At 61.9% G+C, this 23,728-nt stretch carries 20 protein-coding genes; 6 read left to right on the forward strand and 14 right to left on the reverse strand.

From position 1 onward, the window contains the following. Window positions 1-97: 97 nt before the first annotated feature. The 6 genes from GIW28_RS10270 to GIW28_RS10295 form a co-directional block, all read right to left on the reverse strand. Entirely contained in the window at window positions 98-2,206 is a 2,109-nt protein-coding gene (locus GIW28_RS10270; protein ID WP_236446286.1) for a TonB-dependent receptor, read from the reverse strand. 153 nt (window positions 2,207-2,359) lie between these two features. Beyond that, window positions 2,360-3,742, reverse strand: a complete 1,383-nt coding sequence (locus tag GIW28_RS10275) for a PepSY-associated TM helix domain-containing protein (protein ID WP_236446284.1) — start codon at window positions 3,740-3,742, stop codon at window positions 2,360-2,362. A gap of 116 nt (window positions 3,743-3,858) precedes the next feature. Continuing rightward, window positions 3,859-5,919: a TonB-dependent copper receptor gene (locus tag GIW28_RS10280; RefSeq protein ID WP_236446282.1), complete on the reverse strand. Its 2,061-nt coding sequence runs from the start codon at window positions 5,917-5,919 to the stop codon at window positions 3,859-3,861. Window positions 5,920-6,012: 93 nt separating this feature from the next. Further along, window positions 6,013-6,423, reverse strand: a complete 411-nt coding sequence (locus GIW28_RS10285; RefSeq protein ID WP_236446279.1) for a DUF2946 domain-containing protein — start codon at window positions 6,421-6,423, stop codon at window positions 6,013-6,015. Window positions 6,424-6,433: 10 nt separating this feature from the next. Next, window positions 6,434-6,916 (reverse strand): copper chaperone PCu(A)C, encoded by a 483-nt coding sequence (locus tag GIW28_RS10290; protein WP_017136762.1) that lies wholly within the window; start codon window positions 6,914-6,916, stop codon window positions 6,434-6,436. Window positions 6,917-6,962: 46 nt separating this feature from the next. Continuing rightward, the gene (locus GIW28_RS10295; protein ID WP_068931263.1) at window positions 6,963-7,358 is read right to left on the reverse strand and encodes a DUF2946 domain-containing protein; all 396 of its coding nucleotides are present in this window, start codon (window positions 7,356-7,358) and stop codon (window positions 6,963-6,965) included. A gap of 666 nt (window positions 7,359-8,024) precedes the next feature. Here GIW28_RS10295 and GIW28_RS10300 point away from each other — a divergent pair. Then, window positions 8,025-8,273, forward strand: a complete 249-nt coding sequence (locus GIW28_RS10300; protein WP_099548128.1) for a DUF6124 family protein — start codon at window positions 8,025-8,027, stop codon at window positions 8,271-8,273. A 30-nt stretch (window positions 8,274-8,303) separates the two neighbouring features. Here GIW28_RS10300 and GIW28_RS10305 read toward each other — a convergent pair whose 3' ends face one another. Both GIW28_RS10305 and cbiE read right to left on the reverse strand, forming a co-directional pair. Beyond that, window positions 8,304-9,023 carry a cobalt-precorrin-6A reductase gene (locus GIW28_RS10305; RefSeq protein WP_099548129.1) on the reverse strand — a complete coding sequence of 240 codons (720 nt, stop codon included), beginning with the start codon at window positions 9,021-9,023 and terminating at the stop codon, window positions 8,304-8,306. Beyond that, window positions 9,020-10,225, reverse strand: a complete 1,206-nt coding sequence (gene cbiE, locus GIW28_RS10310) for a precorrin-6y C5,15-methyltransferase (decarboxylating) subunit CbiE (protein ID WP_236446275.1) — start codon at window positions 10,223-10,225, stop codon at window positions 9,020-9,022. The genes GIW28_RS10305 and cbiE overlap by 4 nt, the downstream gene beginning before the upstream one ends. A gap of 38 nt (window positions 10,226-10,263) precedes the next feature. Between cbiE and cobG the strand changes: the two genes are divergently transcribed. The 5 genes from cobG (at window position 10,264) to GIW28_RS10335 (ending at window position 15,611) form a co-directional block, all read left to right on the forward strand. Continuing rightward, window positions 10,264-11,610 carry a precorrin-3B synthase gene (gene cobG, locus GIW28_RS10315; RefSeq protein ID WP_236446273.1) on the forward strand — a complete coding sequence of 449 codons (1,347 nt, stop codon included), beginning with the start codon at window positions 10,264-10,266 and terminating at the stop codon, window positions 11,608-11,610. After that, entirely contained in the window at window positions 11,603-12,229 is a 627-nt protein-coding gene (locus GIW28_RS10320; RefSeq protein WP_017136756.1) for a precorrin-8X methylmutase, read from the forward strand. Before cobG ends, GIW28_RS10320 begins: the two co-directional genes overlap by 8 nt. After that, on the forward strand, window positions 12,229-12,960 hold the full coding sequence (locus GIW28_RS10325) for a precorrin-2 C(20)-methyltransferase (RefSeq protein ID WP_236446270.1): 732 nt from the start codon (window positions 12,229-12,231) through the stop codon (window positions 12,958-12,960). Before GIW28_RS10320 ends, GIW28_RS10325 begins: the two co-directional genes overlap by 1 nt. Then, window positions 12,960-14,597, forward strand: coding sequence for a precorrin-3B C(17)-methyltransferase (cobJ, locus tag GIW28_RS10330; protein ID WP_236458938.1), 1,638 nt, complete (start codon window positions 12,960-12,962; stop codon window positions 14,595-14,597). Before GIW28_RS10325 ends, cobJ begins: the two co-directional genes overlap by 1 nt. A 237-nt stretch (window positions 14,598-14,834) precedes the next feature. Beyond that, entirely contained in the window at window positions 14,835-15,611 is a 777-nt protein-coding gene (locus tag GIW28_RS10335) for a hypothetical protein (RefSeq protein WP_017136753.1), read from the forward strand. Here the strand turns inward: GIW28_RS10335 and GIW28_RS10340 are convergent. The 6 genes from GIW28_RS10340 to dusB all read right to left on the reverse strand — a co-directional run bounded on the left by GIW28_RS10340 (window position 15,608) and on the right by dusB (window position 23,691). Further along, window positions 15,608-16,204 carry a MarC family protein gene (locus GIW28_RS10340; RefSeq protein ID WP_017136752.1) on the reverse strand — a complete coding sequence of 199 codons (597 nt, stop codon included), beginning with the start codon at window positions 16,202-16,204 and terminating at the stop codon, window positions 15,608-15,610. The two genes, GIW28_RS10335 and GIW28_RS10340, sit on opposite strands and share 4 nt — an antisense overlap. A 162-nt stretch (window positions 16,205-16,366) precedes the next feature. Further along, window positions 16,367-19,138: a hybrid sensor histidine kinase/response regulator gene (locus tag GIW28_RS10345; RefSeq protein WP_099548133.1), complete on the reverse strand. Its 2,772-nt coding sequence runs from the start codon at window positions 19,136-19,138 to the stop codon at window positions 16,367-16,369. A 115-nt stretch (window positions 19,139-19,253) separates the two neighbouring features. After that, window positions 19,254-20,546: a phosphoribosylamine--glycine ligase gene (gene purD / locus GIW28_RS10350; RefSeq protein ID WP_017136750.1), complete on the reverse strand. Its 1,293-nt coding sequence runs from the start codon at window positions 20,544-20,546 to the stop codon at window positions 19,254-19,256. 125 nt (window positions 20,547-20,671) lie between these two features. Further along, window positions 20,672-22,279: a bifunctional phosphoribosylaminoimidazolecarboxamide formyltransferase/IMP cyclohydrolase gene (purH, locus tag GIW28_RS10355; protein ID WP_236458937.1), complete on the reverse strand. Its 1,608-nt coding sequence runs from the start codon at window positions 22,277-22,279 to the stop codon at window positions 20,672-20,674. An 81-nt stretch (window positions 22,280-22,360) separates the two neighbouring features. Then, the gene (gene fis, locus GIW28_RS10360) at window positions 22,361-22,681 is read right to left on the reverse strand and encodes a DNA-binding transcriptional regulator Fis (RefSeq protein ID WP_003221275.1); all 321 of its coding nucleotides are present in this window, start codon (window positions 22,679-22,681) and stop codon (window positions 22,361-22,363) included. Next, window positions 22,678-23,691, reverse strand: a complete 1,014-nt coding sequence (gene dusB, locus GIW28_RS10365) for a tRNA dihydrouridine synthase DusB (protein WP_099548135.1) — start codon at window positions 23,689-23,691, stop codon at window positions 22,678-22,680. Before dusB ends, fis begins: the two co-directional genes overlap by 4 nt. Between the last annotated feature and the right edge of the window lie 37 nt (window positions 23,692-23,728).

Genomic DNA, 23,728 nt, shown 5'->3' on the forward strand with positions numbered 1-23,728 from the left:
CAGTAAATTGTGGGAGCTGGCTTGCCTGCGATAGCGGTGTATCAGGCAGACCGCTATCGCAGGCAAGCCAGCTCCCACACTAGTCCATGTGTTTCAGTTAGAAGGTGTAGTCCGCCGTGACGAAGAACGAGCGCGGCTCCCCGAGTATCCACTGTTGGCCGTTGTTGTACTGGCTGACGGCGTAGGTGCGGTTGAACAGGTTGTTCAGCTCAAGGCCCAGGGTGGTATTGCGCATGGCCTTCCACGATACGCTGGCGTCGGCCACGGTGTAGCTCGGCACTTCGCTGCGGTTGGCGGTGTCGGCATAACGGGCGCTGACGTAACGCACACCGGCACCGGCGCGAATGTCATCGGTCACCGCCTTGCTCAACCACAGGTTGGCGGTGCGGTTCGGCACGTCCACCGGGCGGTTGCCGTCGTGGGAAACAGCCTGGCCGTTGACCACTTCGGAAAAGTCGTCGTACTGCGCCCGCACAATGGCCGCATTGGCTTGCAGCTGCCAGGCGTTGGGCAGTTGCAGGTCCAGGCTGGCTTCCAGGCCGTTGGAGGATTGCTGGCCGACTTGCTCCTTGAGGGTGGTGCCGGGGATGCTCACCAGCAGTTTCTTTTTGACGATGTGATAGGCCGCCAGGGTCCATTCACCACGTGAGTCCCAGAACGCCTGCTTGAAGCCGATTTCGGCCTGTTTGGCGGTGGACAAACCAAACTGCTGCTGGCTCGGGCTCAGGCTGATCAGGCTGCCGACACCGTCGGTGCTGGTGGCGTACTGGCCGTAGATCGAGGTGCTCGGTGTGATCGCGTAGACCAGGCCGGCTTTCCAGTTGTTACCGGTCAGGGTCTTGTCGGAATCTGTGTTCGCAGCCGTCAGATCATTGCTATCGATGTGCAGGTAGTCGCGGCGCGCGCCAGTGATCAACGAGAGTTTATCGGTCAGCTGCAGGCGGTTTTCGGCAAAAGCAGCGAGCTGTTTGGTGGTGCTGACCGACTGCGCAATAAACGGGCTGTCGCTCACAAACGGCTGTGGCACCGGATGCTGAATATCCACCGGCTGGCCGCCGCCTGGCACGTCGTTAAACGGCGCATTGCTGGCCAGGCGGAAGCGAATACGATTGTACTCAACGCCTGTCACCGTCTGGCTGTCGAGGCCGAACAGTGTGTGCTTGAAGGTGAACGTCTGGCGGTCACCGACCTGTTCCTGGTTGTGCTTGATGCCCAGGTAGTCCTGGCGCACCAAACCGCCATTCACAAAATTGTAGCTCTCGGCGTTCTGCCAGCGGCGCTGGTTTTTCAGGTACGACAGCTCGTTGGTGGCGGTGACGTTATCGTTGATCTGCCACTCGCTGGTCAGGCGCGTCCACTGGTCGTTGTAGTGCTGTTTGTCGTTGCTGACGTTGTAGTTTTTGTCGCGCAGGCCTTTGTGCAACTGGCCGTTGATCAGCGGCGTGCCGTAGTAGTTCTGCGGGCTCTGGTCGCCGTAGTCGTGGGCCAGGGTGAAGCTCAGGTTATCGGCCGGCTGCCAGCGCAGCGCGCCGCTGACGAAATCGCTGGCGGAGTCGCCTCGCGCGATAAAGCCGTTGCTGCGCAGGCGGTTGACGTTCAGGCGGTAGCTCAGTGTGTCGGTCAGCGAGCCGCCGCTGTCCAGGGCTTGCTGCTGGCGGTCATCGGAACCGTAGCCCAGGCGCAGGTGGTTTTCGATCTCGCCGCTGAACGGCTTTTTCGCAATGGTATTGATCACTGCGCCGGTCGCACCCTGGCCGTACATCACCGAGGCCGGGCCGCGCAGCACATCCACGCGCTCAACCGACCAGGTGTCCACGGGAAAGGTGGACGTGCCTGCGCCGTCGAACATACGCTGCCCGTCATACAGTTGCAGTACCGAACTCTGCCCGGTAAAACCACGGGCCTGCAACGACGTGCCGCCGTCGCCCGGCGAGCCGGTGCGGCTGATGCCGGTGGCGCGGGAGATGGCGTCCTGCACACTGGCGTCGCCGCGTTCGCGGATCTTCTCGCCGGTCTGGCTCTCAACGCTGCCTGGCGTTTGCAAGGCCGTGAGGTTCAGGCGCGAACCGGCAGTGGTCGGTGTGTTCAGGTCGACACGTTCGTCATCCACGGCGGGCGCGGTCACGGGGCTGGCGGGCAGGGTCAGCGCCTGGGCATTGTTGTGCAGGGCGAGCAGGCATACGCCGCACGCAAGGTACTTGTTCATCGGTCGATCAATCGCTTCTTGAAAGGGTGTGCTCGCCGCAGGGCGCGGCGAGCAACGATAACGCAGAAAGTGTTATAAGTTAACACTTATTGGCTGCGCGACTAAAGTCGCGCAAGGTTACAGAAGGCCTCTGCCGTGGGCATCTCGCCTGCTTCATGCAGAACCTGAGGCCGATTCACGTTGGCCGAAAAAGCGCGCCAGCACCAGGCGATCCAAGGCCCACACCACGATCAACGAAGCGCCCACCAGCGGAAAAATAATCGCCAGCGCGAGCATGATCACCATCGCGGTTTTCCACTTGGGCAGGTCATGGCGCAACGGCGGAACGCCCAGCCCACCTTGTGGCCGACGCTTCCACCAGATCACCACGCCACTCACCGCACTGAGCAGAATCATCAAGCAGATCACCAGCACGATCAGTTGATTGACCCACCCGAACATCTTGCCCTCATGCAGCATCACGCCGGTTTCGGTGGCGCGTGCGACGAGGTTGTAGTGTTCCCAGCGTACATCGGCCAGCACTTTGCCGGTGTACTGGTCCACATGCAGGGTCGCGTCATTGCGTGGGTCGTTGGCGAACACCGCGACAGTAAACACGCCTTCGGCAGTGGTGGGGAACGTGATGCTGTAGCCGGGTTCGACCTTGCGCGCGTTGGCCAGGTCGACCACTTGTTGCAGGCGTACAGTCGGCGCGGCAGGCCCTGAATGCATGGCGCCGTGATTCATATGTTCGGCGTGGTCGCCGGACATCGGCATTGGCGTGTTCTCCATTGCCCACGGCACAGTCTGCTGGCTGGCCGTATTGAGGCTGCGCGCTTGCTGGTCGGACTGCGGCACGTTGTTCCACATCGCGGCGGGAAACTTATTCCACAGCTCGGCGTATTGTTTGCCCCAGAAGCCGGTCCAGGTCATGCCGCTGAGCAGCATCACCAGCAAAAATGTCGCGCCCCAGAAACCGGCGACCGCGTGCATATCGCGCCAGAACACTCGGCCACGGCTGTTCAAGCGAGGCCACAACACGCCCGCCGAAGACTTGCCGCGTGGCCACCACAGGTACACGCCGGATACCACCAGCATCACGCCCCAACCGGCGGCGAGTTCCACCAAACGGTCGCCGACGGTGCCGATCATCAGCTCGCCATGCAGTGCGCGGGCGATGGCTTGCAGGTTGTATTGGGCATCCTGTTCACCGAGGACGGTGCCGCGATACGGGTCGACGAACACCGTCACTTCGCGGTCATCGTTGTGCATCACGAATTGTGCGCTGCTGGTGGCGTCGGCGGGTGGCAGGTATTTGCTGATTTTGCCCTGGGGAAAAGCTGCCTGGGCGCGTTGCAGTTGTTCGTCGGCGCTGAGGGCGCGCTCGGCGCTTTGCACGTTGAGCAGGTTGCCGTACATCAGCGGGTCGAGCTGGGGTTTGAACAGGTAGATGATGCCGGTGAGGGCCAGCAGCACCATGAACGGGGCGACGAAGAGGCCGGCGTAGAAGTGCCAGCGCCAGGCCAGGTTGTAGAAGGAAATTTTTGGGGTGGTCATCATTAGGCTCCGCAAGGCTTTAGATATTTTTTGTCTGTCAGGCCGCTATCGCAGGCAAGCCAGCTCCCACATTTGGAATGCATTTCCCTGTGGGAGCGGGCTTGCCCGCGATGCTTTTAGAAGCTCATGTCGACTTTGGTCCAGAGCGTACGCCCCGGCTCCTTGATGGCTTGCGGGTCGTTGGCCGGGTAGCCGAAGCCTGCGTTACCGGCCAGGTTCAAATGCTCGGCATAGGCTTTGCCGAACAGGTTGTCGACGCCGGTGCTGACCTTGAAGTTTTTATTGATGCGGTACGCCGCGTTCAGCGAGAACACGCCAAAACCGCTGCTTTTGTCGAAGTCCTTGCCGACCACGTTGCCCTTGTTCTGGTCGATGCGGTTTTGCGCCGCGACCACACGCCACAAGGCGCCGGCGCTCCAGTCGTCCTGGCTGTAGGTGAGGCCCAAACGCGCGTCCAGCGGTGGCATCTGCGGCAGCGCCTTGCCGTCGCTGGTGTTCTTGCCCCAGGCGTAGGCGAGGCTGGCGTCGGCTTTCCAGTGCTGGGTCAGTTTGTACGCTGCGCCCAGTTCACCGCCCATGATGCGCGCGTCGACATTGCGGGCCTGGGACGTGGTACCCATCATGCCGGGCTTGTAGTCGAACAGGATAAAGTCCTGCACCCGGCCGATATAGCCCGAGGCCCAGGCTTCAAGGTCGGCGGTTTTGTACTGCGCACCGAAGTCGAGTTGGGTGGTTTTCTCCGGCTTCACGCCGTCGAAGGCATTTACCGAACCGACCGCGCCGGTGTTGGGCGAAAACAGCTCCCAGTAATCCGGGAAACGCTCCGAATGGCCGAGCCCTGCGTAGACGGTGGTGGGTGTGTCAGCCAGGTCGTGCTCATAACGCACAAAGCCCGATGGCAAGGTTTCAGCGCGAGTGTTGTCGGCGGTCGGGTTGGGGCGCGCCATCATTCCCGAACCGGTGGTCTGGCGGAAATCCTTGGCCGAGGCGCGGTCCAGGCGGGCGCCGGTGATCAGCCGATCGCGGTCGGCGGCGTACCAGGTCAGCTCGCTGAACACGCCGTAGTTGTGGAAATTGGCATCCTTGACCCGTGGCAGTTCCTTGTAGGTGTCGATGCCCATGCTGCTGCGCTGGCGATGCTCGTTTGTCTGCGCATCCAGGCCGCTGATCAGTTGCACATCGGCCCAGCGCCAGGTCGCCTTGATGCGTGCACCGAGGGTGCGGCGATCGACGTTGGAGGCCATCGGCCCGGCCATCATGCCGGTGCCCGACGGCGTACGCAGGCTGTAGTTGTCCATCACATGGTCGGCGTAGTTGTAGTAGACCTGCGCTTCGACCTTATCCAGTACCTCACCGATATTGGACTTTTCAAACCGCAGCCCCAGGCTTTCGCGCAGAAACTGCGAGCCATCCATGCCGCGCCCGGCGTAGCGCGCTTCGCCATCGCCACGGCCGGCAGTGAGCTCCAGCAGGGTGTCGGCATCGGGGGTGAAACCGACGGCCACGTCGCCATTCCACTTGTCGTAGCGCGAGGCGACGGTGTTGTTATTGCCGTCCTTGTAGTCATCGGCGTGGGCCTGATTGCCGATCACCCTCACATAGCCCAAAGGCCCACCGGCAGCGGCATCGACCACTTTGTCGAAGCGCCCGTTGGAGCCGGCCAGCACACTGGCATTGACCCGTGTGCCCAGCTCGCCGAATTGCTCGGGCTCACGCTCGAACAGGATGGTGCCGGCTGACGCGCCAGGCCCCCAGAGCACGGTTTGCGGGCCTTTGATCACGGTGAGCTTGTCGTAGGTTTCCGGCGAAATATACGAGGTGGGCGCGTCCATCCGCCCTGGGCAGGCGCCGAGCATCATGCCGCCATTGGTGAGGATATTCAGGCGTGAACCGAACATACCGCGCAGCACCGGGTCGCCATTGGTGCCACCGTTGCGCACCAGCGCGAAGCCGGGGATGGTCTTGAGGTAGTCGCCGCCATCGCTGGCGGGCACCGGTTGGCGTGGGTCTTTGGGGTTGGTGACAACGGTCAGCGGTGAGCTGGGGGCGATTGCGGTGATCACCGTGGGGCTCAACTCATGATCTTCAGCCTGCGCGTGTGGTGCCAACAGCGCGCCACACAGAACGGCGAGAACGGGGGTACATCCCAATCGGGAGTCAGCAGAAAACCTGGACATGACAAATTCCATCAATCAATCGTAAACAACACGGCCAGCAGCCTGCGGCTGTCTGTCTAAAGTCGGCCGGTGTGAAGTGATGCTGTGAAGTGCTTACGAAGCGATAGGTGGGGCGCGGCTGCGGGCGCCAGGGAAGATGCTCTGCCGGGCGTGGCCCAGGCGGGTGGCGGGCGTCAGGGCATTCGCCGGTGGCGGGGTGCCGAGGCTGACATGGGACACGCTGCCGGGCAGGGCCGGGCAACTGAAGAGCAGGTCGCAATAACCGCACTTTGCCCAGAGGGCGTGGTGTTCGCCGGGAGCTGGCGTGTGCTCGCCATGGCTGGTCGACGGCATGTCCATGGACATTTGCATCGACATACCGGCGTGATGATCCATCGGCATCGCTTGGGAAATCAGCGGACCGATAAAAATCATCAACATGGCGAACAGGCTGATCCAACTGCCGCGCGCCAGGCTCATGGGCCTGCGGCGGTGTGGCGACAACCTGGCGCGAGGGGCGCCCATTTACGTTGGCCTATTGGGCGTGCATATGCTCGTGGCCGGCCATCGGCGGCGCTTTTTGTACCGAGACCTGAACCTGCACCGGGCCGGCTTTTTCGAAGTTCAGGGTGAGTGGGAAGTGTTGGCCGTCGCGCAGTTGGCTGCGGTCTTTCAGGTCCAGCAGCATCACGTGGTAGGCCATCGGTGCGAAGGTCAGATCACCTTTGGCCGGTACGGCAACGGTTTCCACCTTTTGCATCTTCATCAAATCGCCCTGCATCACATGCTCATGCAGCTCGGCTTTGGCCGCCACAGGCGTGTCGACGCTAAGCAAACGATCAGCGCTTTCGCCCTGGTTATGAATCACAAAATAGGCAGCGACAGTCGGCGCATTCGGCGGCAATTCCTGGGACCAGGGATCGCTGACCAGCAGGCTGCCGGCCTTGTAGTCATCGGCATTGGCAGCACTGAACACCGGCAGCAACAATGCAGCCAGCAGCAGGGAAGATTTAAGCATGGCAGTTCTCCAGAACGGTTCTAAACGCAGTTCACTTGCGAAGAAATCAGACCGTTGGAGAGGCGCGGGGGTTAAGACTCGGCCATTGCTGGCGCGGGGTAGGGGCTTGCAGTGCGGGCGGCGACAGGCCCGGCACGGCATCAAAACGTGTGACATACAGCTGCGGCACATGCCCCGGCAACGCCACTAATGGCGGTGAGCCCGAGCAACACCAGCAATGCTGCATGGCGGAATGATCTTCCTGGGGCGGCGTCGGGATGTCCAACTTGCCCAAGGCAATGGTCTTGAGGCTGGCGCCATTGGAGGAACAGAAACTACCCCACAGCAATTGCTGCACGGGGTCTTGCGACTGTTGCATCGCGCTGGCCAGCGGCATGGCAAAGGCGTTGAACAGCACTGCAAAGCAGGCGATCCACACAATTGCAAAGCGTTGACGGGCCATGGCGGACAATCCGTAGGGTTAAGCGATCAGGTGGGTATTTAGCCTGATCGGGGGGCATAAGTAAAAAGCGGCGGTGTGGTTTGGTGTCGCAGTGGTTGCCTTCATGATAGCCGGGAACCACGGATTGCCAATTTTACCGACGGGTCGCGATCTCCAGCGTGACGCTGAACCCTGTGGGAGCTGGCTTGCCTGCGATGCGGACAACTCGGTTTTCCTGCAGTACCGAGGCGATACTATCGCAGGCAAGCCAGCTCCCACAGTTTGGTGTGTGTTTGGCTATGGATGTTGAGCTTGCTGGTTGTACGAGCAATGTCCTGCTCATGTAGGCCGCTTCTAGTTGAGCCTGTACATAACCTAAATGTAGTGGTCGTCTACGGAAACGTCCGACAGGGATTTAAGGTTGTCCCTAGGAAGGTAGATCTCTAGTCTGCGTACACCGCTGCACACGCAGCGGTCGGGCGTCGCGGCCCGGATTGATTAAGCATTGCCTCCTTTCAGTTGACGCTTTTTTATCGTCTACTGTGCGGCGCTATGGTGGCTGTGCGCGGGATACCTTCGGGTATGCCGGTTTCCTTAATCTCCGGTCCGCGAACCTGCGCACAGCTGCCACCCTCTATCGCATCGCGGCGATCAGTGGCGGCTCCATTTAGATTAAGGAAATTCACAATGATCAAACCCACCCCAAATCCCCCCGTACGGCTATTCACCGTAGCCGACGGAATCAGCACCGAAGACCTGCTGGTCAACCTCAGCGAAACACTCGCCTCGGCTAATGCGCTGAGTTGCGACCTTGCGTTTGACCTGGATGGCCCGAAGCGAGAGGAATTGCTGGGCGTTGCGCAGTTGATTGAGCTGGCGCAATTGCTGGCTGAACGCGTGCATGAAGGCATAGGGCAGTCGACGGCAGCAGCCTGATAATGCATCCAAGTGTGGGAGTGGTGGTGTTTAGAGAGTGCTGGTTGCCTGCAGCACCGCAGCCACGTCGGTGAACTCTCGATCTACCTGCGCCAACACCGGCCGCTTCAACACCAACACCGGCACGCCACGCTCGCGTGCCACTTCCAGCTTCGGCTCGGTCGCCGCACTGCCGCTGTTCTTGCTGATCAACACATCAATTCCACGCCGTTCAAACAACGCGCGCTCGTCCTCAATCAGAAACGGCCCACGCGCGCCGATGACTTCACAGCGCTCATTGCCCGGATATACATCCAGTGCGCGCAGCGTCCAGAATTGATCGGCGGGGATTTCGTCAAGGTGCTGCAACGGCTCACGCCCCAAGGTGAACAACGGACGTTTGAAGGGTTTCAAGGCTTCGATCAGCTCAGCCCAATCCCCCACCTCGCGCCAGTCATCACCCGCCTGCGGCTGCCACGCCGGGCGCCGCAACGCCCAGCAGGGAATGCCGCACATTTTTGCCGCCGTGGCAGCGTTCTGGCTGATCTGCGCCGCGTACGGGTGGGTGGCATCGAGGATCAGGCTGATCTGCTCATCGCGCACAAATTGCGCCAAGCCTGCATGCCCACCGTAGCCGCCGACGCGCACTTGGCAGGTGAGGTCAGTGGGCACGCGCCCAACCCCAGCCAGGCTATAGATATGCTCCGGCCCCAGCGTGCGGGCGATGGCCAGCGCTTCGGTGACGCCGCCCAACAACAGGATGCGTTTCATAGCGGCTTGACCACGTCCAGCAAGGTGATCGGCAGCGCCTGGCGCCAGGTGTCGAACTCACCCAGCGGCTGGGCCTGGGCCACATGGATGCGCGTCAGCTCGCCGCCATGTTGCGCGCGCCACGCCATCAAGGTCATTTCGCTTTGCAGGGTCACCGCATTGGCGACCAAACGCCCACCAGGGCGCAGGTGCTGCCAGCAGGTGTCGAGCACACCGTCGCGGGTGACGCCGCCGCCGATGAAGATCGCATCCGGTGCCTCAAGGCCGAGCAACGCCTCAGGCGCCTTGCCGCGAACCAGTTGCAGGCCGGGCACGCCGAGGGCGTCGCGGTTATGTTCGATCAGGCTTTGGCGGCCCGTATCGGCTTCAATCGCCAGTGCGCGACAACTCGGATGCGCACGCATCCACTCGATGCCGATGGAGCCGCTGCCCGCGCCCACGTCCCAGAGCAATTCGCCCGGCATTGGCGCGAGGCGGGCGAGGGTCATGGCGCGTACATCGCGCTTGGTCAGTTGGCCGTCATGTTTGAAGGCCGAATCCGGCAGCCCGGCGAGGCGTGACAGGCGCGGGGTGTTGGCGTCGGCCAGGCAGTCGATGGCGACGAGATTCAGATCCGCAACCGAAGCGTGTTGCCAATCAGCAGCCAGCCCGTCGATGCGCTGTTCATCTACGCCGCCCAAGTGTTCAAACACGCTCAACCGGCTGAACCCGAAACCGGACTCGGCTAACAGCGCTGCAATCGCGGCAGGGCTGCGTCCGTCATTACTCAGCACCAGCAACCGCACGCCAGTGGCCAGGTGCGTATTAATCGCCGCCAATGGCCGCGCCACCAGGGATAAGGTCACCACCTCCTGCAACGGCCAGCCCAAACGCGCCGCGGCCAACGACACGGAGGACGGCGCCGGTAAAATCAGCAATTCCTCAGCGGCCACCTGTCGCGCCAGGCTGGCACCTACGCCATAGAACATCGGGTCGCCGCTGGCCAGTACGCAGACCGGCTCGCCACGACTGGCCAGCACCGGCTCCAGGGAAAACGGGCTTGGCCATAGCTGGCGCTCGCCACGAATACACACCGGCAGCAGGTCCAACTGGCGCTGGCCGCCTATAATCCGGGTGGCGCGCAACAGGGCATGCCGGGCGTTTCTGCCCAGCCCCTTGAAGCCGTCTTCACCGATGCCTACAACCGTCAGCCAGGGCGACATAAGAATTCCTTGAACGACATCCGACGGGCAGGCTTTTCATGCCGCCGGACAAAGCAGGCATAATACCGCGCCTTTACCCGTCAACCGGTAGCCCCGTGAACCCAACGCCTGCTCTGAATACCATGCGCCCCTCGGCTTGTCCGGGGTTGCTGCGTATCGTCCAGGCGCTGGATGGCGGGATATGCCGGATCAAATTGGCCGGTGGTTCTATCACTGCCGCCCAGGCAGTTGCTGTGGCGGACGCGGCGCAGGCCTATGCGGGTGGGGTGATTGAGGCGACCAACCGCGCCAATTTGCAGATTCGCGGGATCGGTGCCGAGCAAGAGGCGTTGATCGCCGCGCTGCTGGCCGCAGGCCTTGGCCCGAACAACGCCGCTGGCGATGACGTGCGCAACCTGATGCTCAGCCCCAGCGCAGGTATCGACACCCAGATGCTGTTCGACACTCGCCCGCTGGCCGATCAGATCCTTGCCACCTTACAAAACCATCCACGTTTCCATGAGCTGTCGGCCAAGTTCGCCGTGCAGTTGGATGGCGGTGAAGCCCTGGCGATGCTCGAACATCACCATGACTTGTGGCTGTCGGCGTTCGAGCGCGATGGCGAAACACTATTGGCCTTCGGCCTGGCCGGTTGTCCGGGGCTGAATGCACCCTTGGGCGCTGTGCCGCTCGAGCAAGGCTATGCCTTGGTCGTGGCCGTGCTGGAAGCGTTTCTCGACCTGGCGACACCGACGCAAACCCGCATGCGTCATCTGGCTGTGGATAACTTATTGGCCCGCCTGAACCTGCCGTTACTGTCGGTGGATGGGTTAAAACGCCAGCCCAGTGGGGGGTTGTTGCACTTGGGCACTTATCCACAGCGACAAAAAGATCTGTTTTACGTTGCCGCCATTGCGCCGCTGGGTCGTCTGGACTCAAGCATGCTCAAAGGCGCCGCACAGTTGGCCAGTGAGTTCGGCGACGGCACGTTGCGTTTTACGCCGTGGCAGGGCGTACTGCTGCCCAACCTTAAAAACCACGGCGCCGTGACTGAAGGCTTGGAGCAATTGGGCTTCCTTGGCTCAGTCGACCAACCCCTGGCACGCATGATCGCCTGCACCGGTTCAAGCGGCTGCGCCAAAGGCCTGGCCGACACCAAGGCCGATGCCCTGCAACTGGCCGCGCTGCAACCTGGCGCCGAGGTGCACCTGTCCGGCTGCCCACGCTCCTGCGCTGCCGCACACACCGCGCCGGTCACCTTGCTGGCGGTAAGCCCCGGCCACTACGACGTCTATTTTCGCGAGGCAGCCCACCCCGGTTTCGGCCGGCTGCACGCACGCACTCTTTCCATTGAAGCGGCGGGCGCCCTGTTACGCGGCCGCACACGGAGCAACACCGATGATTGATTACATCCGCGACGGTCAGGAGATCTATCGCAACTCCTTCGCCATTATTCGCGCGGAAGCCAAGTTGGAGCGCATCCCTGCCGACCTGGAAAAACTCGCGGTGCGGGTGATTCATGCCTGCGGCATGGTCGACGCCATCGACGGCCTGCAGTTCTCCGAAGGCGCAGGCAAGGCCGGGCGCGATGCGCTGGCCGCTGGCGCGCCGATTTTGTGTGATGCGCGCATGGTCTCCGAAGGCGTGACCCGCGCGCGCCTGCCGGCCAATAACCAGGTGATCTGCACCTTGCGCGACGACAGCGTGCCGGAGTTGGCGCGGGAGCTGGGCAACACCCGTTCAGCTGCCGCGCTGGAACTGTGGCGCCCGCACCTGGAAGGCAGCGTGGTGGTGATCGGCAACGCGCCGACGGCGCTGTTCTACCTGCTGGAAATGCTCGACGCCGGCGCGCCGAAACCAGCGTTGATTCTGGGCTTCCCGGTGGGCTTTGTTGGTGCCGCCGAATCCAAGGCGATGCTGGCGGCCGACAGCCGTGGCGTGCCGTTTGTGATCATGCAAGGCCGCCTGGGCGGCAGTGCGATGGCTGCCGCGGCGGTCAACGCCTTGGCCACGGAGGTCGAGTAATGCAGGCACGCGGACGTTTGATTGGCCTGGGCGTTGGCCCCGGTGACCCCGAACTGATCACCCTCAAGGCGCTGCGCCTGCTGCGCGAGTCGCCGGTGGTGGCGTATTTCGTGGCCAAGGGCAAGAAAGGCAATGCTTTCGGTATTATCGAAGACCACTTGGTGGCACAGCAGACCTTGATGCCGCTGGTGTACCCGGTGACCACCGAAGTGCTGCCGGCACCGATGTCTTACGAGCAGATCATCAGCGACTTCTACGATAACGCCAGCCTCGATGTGGCCGCGCACCTGGACGCTGGCCGCGATGTGGCGGTGATCTGCGAAGGCGATCCGTTCTTCTACGGCTCCTACATGTACCTGCATGACCGTTTGGCCGAGCGCTATGAAGCCGAGGTTATCCCCGGCGTCTGCTCAATGCTCGGTGGCGCTTCGGTGCTCGGCGCGCCGTTGGTGTATCGCAATCAGAGTTTGTCGGTGCTCTCCGGCGTGCTGCCCCACGACGACCTCAAACGTCGGTTGGCGGATGCCGATGCCGCCGTGATCATGAAGCTGGGGCGTAATTTCCCCAAGGTGCGCCAGGTGCTGCAAGAACTCGGCTTGGCCGAGCGTGCGCTCTACGTGGAGCGTGCGACCATGGCTAATCAGAAAATAGTGCCGCTGGATCAAGTCGACCCGGCGTCTTCGCCGTACTTCTCGCTGATCATCGTGCCGGGTGAAAGGTGGCAAGGTTGATGCGCCCGGCGATTGTCATTCTCGGCCAGGCCAGCCTGGCGACGGCGCGCAAGATCGCGCAGGTTTACCCTGGCGCGCTGATCCACGGCTTGGCCGGGCGGGTCGAAGGGGCGGACCAGGCTTACAGTGAATTCGGCACGACCCTGCGCCAGCTGTACCAGCAAGGCACGCCGCTGATTGCTTTGTGTGCTGCCGGCATTGTGATCCGCACGCTGGCGCCGCTGCTGCTGGAAAAAGGCGAAGAGCCGGCTGTGCTCGCCGTCGCTGAAGACGGCAGCGCCGTAGTGCCGTTGCTCGGTGGCCTGGGCGGTGTGAACCTGATGGCGCGAGAGATTGGCGCGGCACTCGGCGTCGCTGCGGCGATCACCACCAGCGGCGAACTGCGTTTTGGCACTTGCCTGCTCAACCCGCCAGCGGGTTATGCGTTGGCGGACCTGGAGCTGGGCAAACGGTTTGTCTCGGACCTGCTGGGCGGTGAAAGCGTGCGCATCGAAGGTGTGGCGCCGTGGCTGGACCAGGCGAATTTGCCGCAGGATCAGCACGCACGTTTGGCGATTCACGTGGGCAGTGCCGAGCGCGCGCCGGCTGCCAATGAGTTGCTGATTTATCCGAAGACGGTGTGTGTCACCTGTAAGCCTGGTGTGGATTTAGCTCAGCGCGTGCGAACGGCTTTGCATGACGCCGGCATCGCCGTGCAATCGCTGGCGTGCCTGCTGGCCAGCGATACGCAGATGGCCGAAGCCTCGTTGCAGCAAGCCGCAGTGGAGTTAGGTGTGCCGTTGCGGTTTGCGCAACTGGCGCAAGGCGCGGACATCGTTATCACAGTGGCAGAGCAACCGCTGGACCTGTCGCATGTCGGCCGTGCCCGTGGCCGCCTTGCCGTGATCGGCCTTGGCCCTGGCGCAGCCGAGTTGATGGTGCCGGCGGTGAAGGCCGAGCTGGCGCGTTGCACCGATGTGCTGGGCTACGAAACCTATGTGCGCATGGCCGGGCCGTTCCGCGACGATCAAGTGCAACACTGCACCGACAACCGCGAAGAAATGCAGCGTGCTCGCCATGCCTTCGAATTGGCCGCTCAAGGCCGTTCGGTGGTGGTGGTGTCGTCCGGTGACCCTGGCGTATTTGCCATGGCGGCGGCGGTGCTTGAGGCGTTGCACGAATCCAGTGACCCGGCCTGGCATCAGGTCGAGCTGGACATTCTGCCGGGCGTCTCAGCCTCGCTGGCTACTGCCGCCCAGGCGGGTGCGCCATTGGGGCATGACTTCTGCGTGATGTCGTTGTCGGACAACCTCAAGCCCTGGTCGATTATCGAAAAACGCCTGGACCTTGCATCCCAGGCCGACCTGGCGCTGGCGTTCTACAACCCGATCTCGCGTTCGCGGCCGTGGCAATTGGGGCGCGCCCTGGAAATCGTCGCGTTGCACCGCACGCCCGCAACACCGGTGGTGCTGGGTCGCGACATTGGCCGCCCTGGCCAGACTTTGCGCGTCACCACGTTGGGGCAGTTGACGCCTGAGCAAGTGGATATGCGCACCATGGTGCTGATCGGCTCGTCCACCACCTGCGTATTCCCCCGCGCCGGTGGCGGCGAATGGGTGTACACGCCACGCTGGTACGGCGAGAAACCCGCTTCCTGAAATCAGCCTGCGGCAGGTAAGAAGGCTCCGAGTAACGCTGGGTGAAAACCTGTTGTTACTCGGGGCTTTTTCTTTTTTTGCCGATGAAAAAAGGAAGGTCTACCGGTATGCCTCGTTATTGCTGGTTGACGTTTTTTCGACGGGGGCGCCAAGCGATGTTTGTGGTCTGGAAAGCGCGCCAGCGGCTGGACTAGTGTGGAGACAAGCCCCATGTGGGGTGCTTGTGGAGAACTGAAAATGGAGCGACATCACAAAAGGATCATCAGTGCCAAAAGGCGCAAGTTGATTGCCGCCTACAAGCTGCCAGGGGCGCCGGGCGCCAAACGCTCGGTGTTCCTGGACGCGGAAGATGACAGCAATGCAGCCGTCGTGAACAACGGCGTGATTTCGTTTATCGAGGGCATGTCGGCGCTGAACCGTGAATACATTCGTAAAAGCTACCTGCTGGCCAGCAGTTATGTGAGTGATGTGTTGAAGGTCCAACGGGGGAGTGAGGCCTGGTATGACGAATTTATCAAGGTGATGGTCAGCCTGGGCTGGTTGCCGGTGCGCAGCGCTTTTGAGCGGGTCTCAAGCTCCGGCAAAGGGCTGACGGTGCAGGTGGCGGCGCTGAATATCATCGCCGCGCTGGCGGCGGCCTCGCTGGCAGGGCCGCTGCTGGCGGCGTTGCCGAAACTGGCGGCGGATGCGCTGCTGGCCTTGAAGCAACAGCCTGCCTCGTTTGAGCTGTTCAAGCGCAATAGCACCGTGCATCAGGGCGGTGATTTCGGCCTGGCGTCCTGTGCTGAAACGGCGGGAGAGGTGATGATGGTGCTGGTGACTTACAGCACCCACGGTGTGAGCAAACAGCTGGGCCTGCCGTTTCTGGAGTGGGACAGCTCTTCGGTCGAGGCTTTCAGCGGCCAGACTTGCCTGGTGCTCAACACCTCTGTGGTCAATGAAAAAACCATCCAGCTGATGCGCGAGAGTGCCGGCGACAAGGTGCAACTGGCAATCGCGAAGTACCGGATTTAAGGCACCAGATAACCGCGCACGCCGGTAAAGATGATCTGCGCGGCCAGCGCACACACGAACAACCCCATCAACCGACTGACAATCTGCAAGCCCTGGTCACCCAGAATGCGTTCGATACGGTTGGACAAATACAGCACCACACCGACCGTGAAGCTGGCCAGGGCAATGCTGACGATGGCCATGAACTTGTCATCCCAGTGGGGCTGGCTCACGCCCATCACCAACAGTGCACCGATGGTGCCGGGGCCGACCGTGAGCGGGATGGTCAGCGGTACGATGGTCACGTCCTGCTGCACATTGTCGGTCTGCACCGCCGACTTGCCTTGGGCCATGCCCAGGGCTGAGATAAACAGCACGCTGCCGGCGCCAATGCGAAATGCATCCACGGTAATGCCGAACACGCTGAAAATCACTCGGCCGAACAGGTAGAGCAACACGCTCGACACCAGCGTGGCCAACGCGACCTTCCAGGCCAGCCGGCGCCGTTCTTTGCTGGAGTAACCACGGGTCAGGCTGATAAAGCAGGACAGCACAAAGAACGGGCTGTAGAGCACCAGCATTTTCAGGTAGACGCTGAATAACACGTGGAGCATGGGCGCGGCTCGCGATAGGAGAGGTTTGCGGAGTCTATCAGGCGCAACCGGGCAAATGTGGGAGCTGGCTTGCCTGCGATAGCGGTGGAGCAGACAAAGGGTGTGTGATTGACACTCCGCCATCGCAGGCAAGCCAGCTCCCACAGGAGGCTGCATTCAAGGTCACGACGGGGCGTGCTCCGGGCGTTGCTGACGCTGCGCCACCCAAAACTCCACCAGTTCACGCAACTGCGACAATTCCACCGGCTTGGCCATGTGGCCATCCATGCCGGCCTGGCGTGCGCGTTCTTTATGTTCCGACAGGATATGCGCCGTCAGCGCCACCACCGGCGTGCGAATACGCTGGTGGCTGACTTCCCATGCGCGCAATTGCTGGGTGGCAGAGAAGCCATCGAGGATCGGCATTTCGCAATCCATCAACACCAGGTCGTAACGCTGGGCTTTCATCGCCTCCAGCGCTTCCTCGCCGTTGCTGGCGGTGTCCGGGTTGAGGTTGAGCTTGCCGAGCATGCCGCGAATCACTTTGGTGGAGATGCTGTTGTCTTCGGCCACCAGGATCTTGAAATCACTGGGCACGGTGACTGCTGCCGGCGCGCTGAGAGCAGGGCGCGGCGCAATTGTGCCCTTGCTGCGCTGGGTCAGTTCGTCGGCCAGGGTGGTCTTGAGTGTGTAGCCGGCCACTGGCTTGGCGAGGATGCGTTTGATCCCGCTGTTGCGCGCGATGATCTTGCTCGGCGCATTGCTGATGCCGGTGAGCATGATCAGCAGAATGTCGTGGTTCAGGCTCGGGTCTTCCTTGATCTTCGCCGCCAGTTGCATGCCGGTCATGCCGGGCATGTTCTGGTCCAGCAGCACTACGTCGAAGTAGTCGCGCAGGTGCGCTTTGGTGCGCAGCAGCGCCAGGGCTTCTTTGCCGGACGGCACAGCGCTGACGTTCAAGCCCCAGGCGGTGCATTGCTGCACCAGCACTTTGCGGCAGGTGTCGTTGTCATCGACCACCAACACCCGCGCGCCTTTGAGCGGCCCGTCGAGGTCGGACGTCGGGTGCTCCAGGCGTTCCGGGTCCAGTGGCAGGGTCAGCCACAGCGTGCTGCCCTGGTGGCTGCCGCTCTTGATGCCGAACTCGCCGTTCATCAACAGGATCAACTGGCGGGCGATGACCAGGCCCAGGTGGCCGCTCAGGCGCGTAGCCGAGAGGAAGTTCTTGCTGTGCAGTTCGCTGTGCAGCAGCGCGTCGCGTTCGGCGGCATCCATCGGCAGGCCGCTGTCTTGTACGGCGATGCGCAGGCGTGGCTTGGTGCTGCGTTCGTCCAGGGCGACCACGATCAGCACTTCGCCTTCATCGGTTTTTTGCAGGGCGTTTTCCAGCAGGCTCAACAGCGCCTGGCGCAGGCGCGTGGGGTCGCCACTGATCACGCGGGGCACCTGCGGCTGGATAAAGCTGATCAGCTCGACGTTCTGCTGTTCGGCCTTGGCGCGGAAGATACTCAAGCAGTCATCGATCAGCGCGTTGAGGTCAAATTGCACGTCGTCCAGTTCGATCTGCCCGGATTCGAGCTTGGAGATGTCGAGGATCTCGTTGATCAGCGTCAGCAGTTCATTACCGGCGCTGTGGATGGTCTGCACATAGTCACGCTGCTTGACCGACAGCGGCGTGCCGAGCAGCAACTCGGTCATGCCCAGCACGCCGTTCATGGGCGTGCGGATTTCGTGGCTGATCTTGGCCAGGAATTCGGCCTTGGCGGCGATCTCGGCATTGCTGGCCGCCAGGTCGCGGCTGAGGCTGAAGCGTGCTTCGACAATGGCGCGCTGGCGTTCGCCCAGGGCCAGGCTCATCAGCAGGCCGCTCAGGCAGATAAAGCTCAGCAGGGTCACGATCAAGCCTTGCGGTGCCACCAGCGTCAGGCCCAGCAGGGCGGGCAGGATGATCAGGGTGCCGATGTTGAACACCACCATCGCCACCACAAACAAGCGCGCCGGTCGGTAGCCTTTCTGCCAGTGGTAAGCCGAGATAAACAACATGCTCAAGCCTGCCAGGGCGACCAGCGCGTAGGTGATGATGTTCAGCGGCAAGGTGTTGACGAACAACAGCAGCAGGCCGCACAGCACGATCAGCAGGATGTCGGCCATCAACAGCTTGTTCAGTGGGTGCGGGCCCAAGGGCATGAAGAAGCGATAGGCAAACATCAGCCCGCACGGCGCAGTCAGCAGCAGCGCGAGGTAGGCGCCCGGGGTCTGCACCGCGTGCCAGTTTGGCAGCCACGGCCCCACCAGGTTGAGCAACAGCGCCAGGCTCAGCATCAACAGCACTTCGCAGGCCGCCAGCCACAGGCTGCTGCGCGAGCGGTGATAGGCGAAGCGTGTGAGGTTGTGCAGGATCAGCATCAGCAGGCAGCCGAACAGCAGGCCGTAGATCAGCGTCTGGGTCTGGTCGGCGGCGGCGAGCACGGCCGGTTCCAGGGTGATGTAGGGGCGCAGTTCGTGTTCCGAGACCAGGCGCAGGTACACCTCAAGGGGCTTCTGGCTCTGGGGCATCGGCAGCATGAAATCGCTGCTGGGCAGCGGGCGTTCCGCCTGGGGCTGGCGGGTACCGGTGCTTTGCTGCTCCACCAGCATGTCGCCGTCGAGCACATACAGGTTCAGGTGCGACAGGTCCGGGGCGAATACCCGCAGCACTTGTTCGTGCTTGCCGGGTTGCAGCTTGAAGCGTACCCACAACGCACCGTCCGGCTGCGCAGCGGTAATCCGGTCGAGTTCGATGGGGCTGAATTGATTGGTGTAGCGGGCGGAGCGGATGTCGCTCAGTTGCAGGTCGGCCTGTTCATCAAGCAATACTGCCCAGCCACTGCCTTGCGCGGCGGCCTGGGCCGGGAACAAGCAGAGCAGGGTCAGCAAGCTGACTGTAAAACCTATGGCGATCCTGAGCCAGCGCACGGCGAAATCCCTTCGTAGGTTGATGCACGGGTTAACTATGCGCGGGGCGACATGGGTACGGCAAGGGCCAGAGGCCCTTACCTAGCCGAACGGATAGCTACGCAAGCGTAGCTGTTCAGTTGTTCTCGCCGCGTTCACGGGCAATGGCGCGATAGCCGATGTCCGTGCGGTAGAAGCAACCTTTCCAGTCGATTTTTGCCGCCAGTTTGTACGCCTGTTGCTGCGCGGCGTCGACACTGGCACCCATTGCGGTGGCGCACAATACACGGCCACCTGCGGTTACAACTTTGCCGTCCTTGAGCGCGGTGCCTGCATGGAACACCTTGCCTTCCAGCGTAGCAGCCGCATCCAGGCCTTCAATCACATCGCCCTTGGCGTAGTCGGCAGGGTAACCACCGGCCGCCAGTACGATGCCGACACTCGGGCGCGGGTCCCACTGTGCTTCAACCTTGTCCAGGGCCTGGGCCAATGCGGCTTCCACCAGCAGCACCAGGCTCGATTGCAGACGCAGCATCACCGGTTGGGTTTCCGGGTCGCCGAAGCGGCAGTTGAACTCGATGACTTTCGGGTTGCCGGCTTTGTCGATCATCAGGCCAGCGTAGAGGAAACCGGTGTACACATTGCCTTCGTCGGCCATGCCGCGCACGGTTGGCCAGATCACCAGGTCCATCACGCGTTTGTGCACGTCGGCGGTGACGACCGGGGCAGGGGAGTAGGCACCCATGCCACCGGTGTTCGGGCCGCTGTCGCCATCGCCAACACGTTTGTGGTCCTGGCTGGTGGCCATCGGCAACACATTTTTGCCATCGACCATCACGATGAAGCTGGCTTCTTCGCCGTCGAGGAACTCCTCGATCACCACACGCGAGCCTGCATCACCAAACGCGTTACCGGCGAGCATGTCGCGTACGGCGTCTTCGGCTTCCTGCAAGGTCATGGCGACGATCACGCCTTTACCGGCGGCCAGGCCATCGGCCTTGATCACGATCGGTGCGCCTTTTTCACGCAGGTAAGCCAGGGCCGGCTCAATCTCGGTGAAGTTCTGGTAGTCCGCCGTCGGGATCTTGTGGCGAGCCAGGAAATCCTTGGTAAAGGCTTTGGAGCCTTCCAGCTGGGCGGCACCGGCGGTTGGGCCGAAGCAGTCCAGGCCACGGCTGCGGAACAGGTCCACAACGCCGGCAACCAGCGGTACTTCCGGGCCGACGATGGTCAGGGAAACATTTTTTTCGGCAAAATCAGCAAGCTGCTCAAGGGCCAGCACGTCGATGGCGACGTTTTCGCACTTGGCTTCAATGGCGGTGCCGGCGTTGCCGGGGGCGACGAAAACCTTCTGAACGCGTGGGTCCTGGGCAACTTTCCAGGCCAGGGCGTGTTCGCGGCCACCGCTGCCAATGATCAAAACATTCATTTCAAAACCCTCGTTAGGATGATCGTTCCCACGCTCTGCGTGGGAATGCCTCTACGGACGCTCTGCGTCCGAGGGACGCGGAGCGTCCCTGGCTGCGTTCCCACGCGGAGCGTGGGAACGATCAATCAGTGGCGGAAGTGGCGCATGCCGGTGAAGACCATCGCGATGCCCGCTTCATCAGCGGCCGCGATCACTTCAGCATCACGCATCGAGCCACCCGGTTGGATCACGGCGGTAACACCGGCTTTCGCGGCGTTGTCCAGGCCATCACGGAACGGGAAGAACGCGTCGGAAGCCATCACCGAACCCACGACCTGCAAGCCTGCGTGTTCTGCCTTGATCGCGGCGATACGCGCCGAGTTCACGCGGCTCATCTGGCCGGCGCCGACACCGATGGTCTGGCGGTTCTTGGCGTAGACGATGGCGTTGGACTTAACGTACTTGGCGACTTTCCAGGCGAAGATCAGGTCGTTGATCTCTTGCTCGGTCGGGGCGCGCTTGGTCACGACCTTCAAGTCTTGGCTGCCGATCATGCCGATGTCGCGGCTCTGTACCAGCAAGCCGCCATTGACGCGCTTGTAGTCCCAGGCAGCGGCGCGGTCTGCTGACCACTCGCCGCAGGCCAGCAGGCGCACGTTGGCTTTGGCGGCGACGATGGCGCGAGCTTCTTCACTGACGGATGGGGCAATGATCACTTCAACGAACTGGCGCTCGACGATCGCCTTGGCGGTCTCGGCGTCCAGCTCACGGTTGAAGGCAATGATGCCGCCAAACGCGGATTCAGTGTCAGTGGCATAGGCCAGTTCGTAGGCCTGGCGAATGCCGCCTTCAGCGTCCGGGCTCACAGCCACGCCGCACGGGTTGGCGTGCTTGACGATCACGCAGGCTGGCTTGACGAAGCTCTTCACACATTCCAGCGCGGCGTCGGTGTCGGCCACGTTGTTGTAGGACAGCTCCTTGCCCTGCAGCTGGGTCGCGGTGGCGATGCCGACTTCGGCAGGCTTGGCTTCCACGTAGAACGCCGCGCTCTGGTGCGGGTTCTCGCCGTAGCGCATTTCCTGGGCCTTGATGAACTGGCTGTTGAAGGTGCGCGGGAACTGGCTGCGGCCTTCTGTGCTCAGGGTTTCAGCGGCCTGGTTCACGGTGCCCATGTAGTTGGCGATCATGCCGTCGTAGGCGGCGGTGTGTTCGAACGCCTTGAGCATCAGGTCGAAACGCTGGGCGTAGGTCAGGCCGCCGGCTTTCAGGCTTTCCAATACTTGCGCGTAGTCGCTGGCGTTAACCACGATGGCCACGTCTTTGTGGTTCTTGGCAGCGGAGCGAACCATGGTCGGGCCGCCGATATCGATGTTCTCGATGGCGGTCGGCAGGTCGCAGCCTGGCTTGTTGATGGTGGCTTCGAACGGGTAAAGGTTAACGGCTACCAGGTCGATCGGCTTGATGCCGTGTTCGCTCATGATGGCGTCATCGATACCGCGACGACCGAGGATCCCGCCGTGGATTTTCGGGTGCAGGGTCTTGACCCGACCGTCCATCATTTCTGCGAAACCGGTGTAGTCCGAGACTTCTACTGCGGCCACGCCGTTGTCCTGCAGCAGTTTGAAGGTCCCGCCTGTGGAGAGGATTTCCACGCCAAGGGCTTCCAGCTCCCGGGCAAATTCGAGGATCCCGGTCTTGTCGGAGACACTGATCAAGGCGCGGCGGATCGGCAGGCGGGTGGTCTGGTCGGTCATTTCAATTTCCATCAAAAGCAAAGGAGTCAGCAAAAAAGGCGACCGTTTTTACGCGGGCGCCTTTCTGGTTTGATTGAATGCTTACAGCAAATCGTATTGTTTGAGCTTTTTGCGCAAGGTGCCACGGTTGAGGCCCAGCAGCTCACTGGCTTTGGTCTGGTTGCCCTTGACGTAGTTCATCACGCTTTCGAGCAACGGCGCCTCGACTTCGGAGAGCACCAGGTTGTACACGTCCGTGACGGAAGCGCCCTCAAGGTGGGCGAAATAATTGTGCAGCGCCTTCTCGACACTCCCACGAAGGGTCTGACCTTCTTCGCTCGGCGTGTTCAGGTGCTGTTTCAAATTGACGTTGTCGCTCACGGGTGCTGTTCCACTCACTAAAGTCTCGGTCATCATCGTCATGCGGCCACCCCCTCTCCATCCCCTGTTCCCAGGCTCTTGTCACGTTCGGCGAAGAACTCACGAACGGTGGCGACCTGTGCCTGCGTTTCATCCAAACGATTGAACTGAGCGCGGAATTCCTTGGCGCCCGGCAAGGTGGCGAGATACCAGCCGACATGCTTGCGAGCAATGCGTACTCCCATCACGTCTCCATAGAAGGCGTGCAGGGCGGCCAGATGCTCTAGCAGAATACGTTCCACCTCGATCAACTCCGGTGCCGGCAAGACTTCGCCGGTACGCAGAAAGTGTTCGATCTCACGAAAAATCCATGGCCGCCCTTGGGCGGCCCGGCCAATCAACAAGCCATCGGCGCCGGTTGCGTGCAGCACGCGCCGGGCTTTCTCGGCTGAGTCGATATCGCCATTGGCAAAGACCGGCATCGACACCGCCTGCTTGATCGCGGCAATGGTGTCGTACTCGGCTTCACCTGTGTAAAGGTCTGCGCGGGTGCGGCCATGCACCGCCAGCGCTGTAATCCCGGCCTGTTCAGCGATCTTCGCCACTGTCAGGCCATTTTTGTTGTCCCGGTCCCAGCCGGTACGAATTTTCAGGGTGACCGGCACATCCACTGCGGCGACAACGGCCTGCAGGATCTCGGCTACCAACTGCTCATCTTTCAACAATGCGGAACCGGCGGCCTTGTTGCAGACCTTCTTGGCCGGGCAGCCCATGTTGATGTCGATGATCTGTGCGCCCAACTCCACGTTGGCTCGGGCCGCATCTGCCAGCATTTGCGCATCACCCCCGGCGATCTGCACCGAGCGGGGCTCGGGATCACCTTCGTGGATCATGCGCATCCGCGATTTGCGGGTGTTCCACAAGCTCATGTCGCTGGTGACCATTTCAGAGACTACTAGACCCGCGCCCAAACGCTTGCACAGCTGACGAAAGGGCTGGTCGGTGACGCCCGCCATCGGGGCGAGGATCAAGCCGTTTTGCAATGTGTATGGGCCGATGCGTACCGCCGACATAGGACTTCCCTGTTGTGGGGCCGGATCATTAGAGTTC

It is taken from the genome of Pseudomonas sp. PA-5-4B (assembly GCF_021606215.1).
Lineage (GTDB): Bacteria > Pseudomonadota > Gammaproteobacteria > Pseudomonadales > Pseudomonadaceae > Aquipseudomonas > Aquipseudomonas edaphica.

Coding starts and splice junctions, on each gene's coding strand:
- GIW28_RS10270 (WP_236446286.1), bottom strand. CDS start 2,206: ATGAACAAGTACCTTGCGTGCGGCGTATGCCTGCTCGCCCTGCACAAC.
- GIW28_RS10275 (WP_236446284.1), bottom strand. CDS start 3,742: ATGACCACCCCAAAAATTTCCTTCTACAACCTGGCCTGGCGCTGGCAC.
- GIW28_RS10280 (WP_236446282.1), bottom strand. CDS start 5,919: ATGTCCAGGTTTTCTGCTGACTCCCGATTGGGATGTACCCCCGTTCTC.
- GIW28_RS10285 (WP_236446279.1), bottom strand. CDS start 6,423: ATGGGCGCCCCTCGCGCCAGGTTGTCGCCACACCGCCGCAGGCCCATG.
- GIW28_RS10290 (WP_017136762.1), bottom strand. CDS start 6,916: ATGCTTAAATCTTCCCTGCTGCTGGCTGCATTGTTGCTGCCGGTGTTC.
- GIW28_RS10295 (WP_068931263.1), bottom strand. CDS start 7,358: ATGGCCCGTCAACGCTTTGCAATTGTGTGGATCGCCTGCTTTGCAGTG.
- GIW28_RS10300 (WP_099548128.1), top strand. CDS start 8,025: ATGATCAAACCCACCCCAAATCCCCCCGTACGGCTATTCACCGTAGCC.
- GIW28_RS10305 (WP_099548129.1), bottom strand. CDS start 9,023: ATGAAACGCATCCTGTTGTTGGGCGGCGTCACCGAAGCGCTGGCCATC.
- cbiE (WP_236446275.1), bottom strand. CDS start 10,225: ATGTCGCCCTGGCTGACGGTTGTAGGCATCGGTGAAGACGGCTTCAAG.
- cobG (WP_236446273.1), top strand. CDS start 10,264: ATGCCGCCGGACAAAGCAGGCATAATACCGCGCCTTTACCCGTCAACC.
- GIW28_RS10320 (WP_017136756.1), top strand. CDS start 11,603: ATGATTGATTACATCCGCGACGGTCAGGAGATCTATCGCAACTCCTTC.
- GIW28_RS10325 (WP_236446270.1), top strand. CDS start 12,229: ATGCAGGCACGCGGACGTTTGATTGGCCTGGGCGTTGGCCCCGGTGAC.
- cobJ (WP_236458938.1), top strand. CDS start 12,960: ATGCGCCCGGCGATTGTCATTCTCGGCCAGGCCAGCCTGGCGACGGCG.
- GIW28_RS10335 (WP_017136753.1), top strand. CDS start 14,835: ATGGAGCGACATCACAAAAGGATCATCAGTGCCAAAAGGCGCAAGTTG.
- GIW28_RS10340 (WP_017136752.1), bottom strand. CDS start 16,204: ATGCTCCACGTGTTATTCAGCGTCTACCTGAAAATGCTGGTGCTCTAC.
- purD (WP_017136750.1), bottom strand. CDS start 20,546: ATGAATGTTTTGATCATTGGCAGCGGTGGCCGCGAACACGCCCTGGCC.
- purH (WP_236458937.1), bottom strand. CDS start 22,279: ATGACCGACCAGACCACCCGCCTGCCGATCCGCCGCGCCTTGATCAGT.
- fis (WP_003221275.1), bottom strand. CDS start 22,681: ATGACGATGATGACCGAGACTTTAGTGAGTGGAACAGCACCCGTGAGC.
- dusB (WP_099548135.1), bottom strand. CDS start 23,691: ATGTCGGCGGTACGCATCGGCCCATACACATTGCAAAACGGCTTGATC.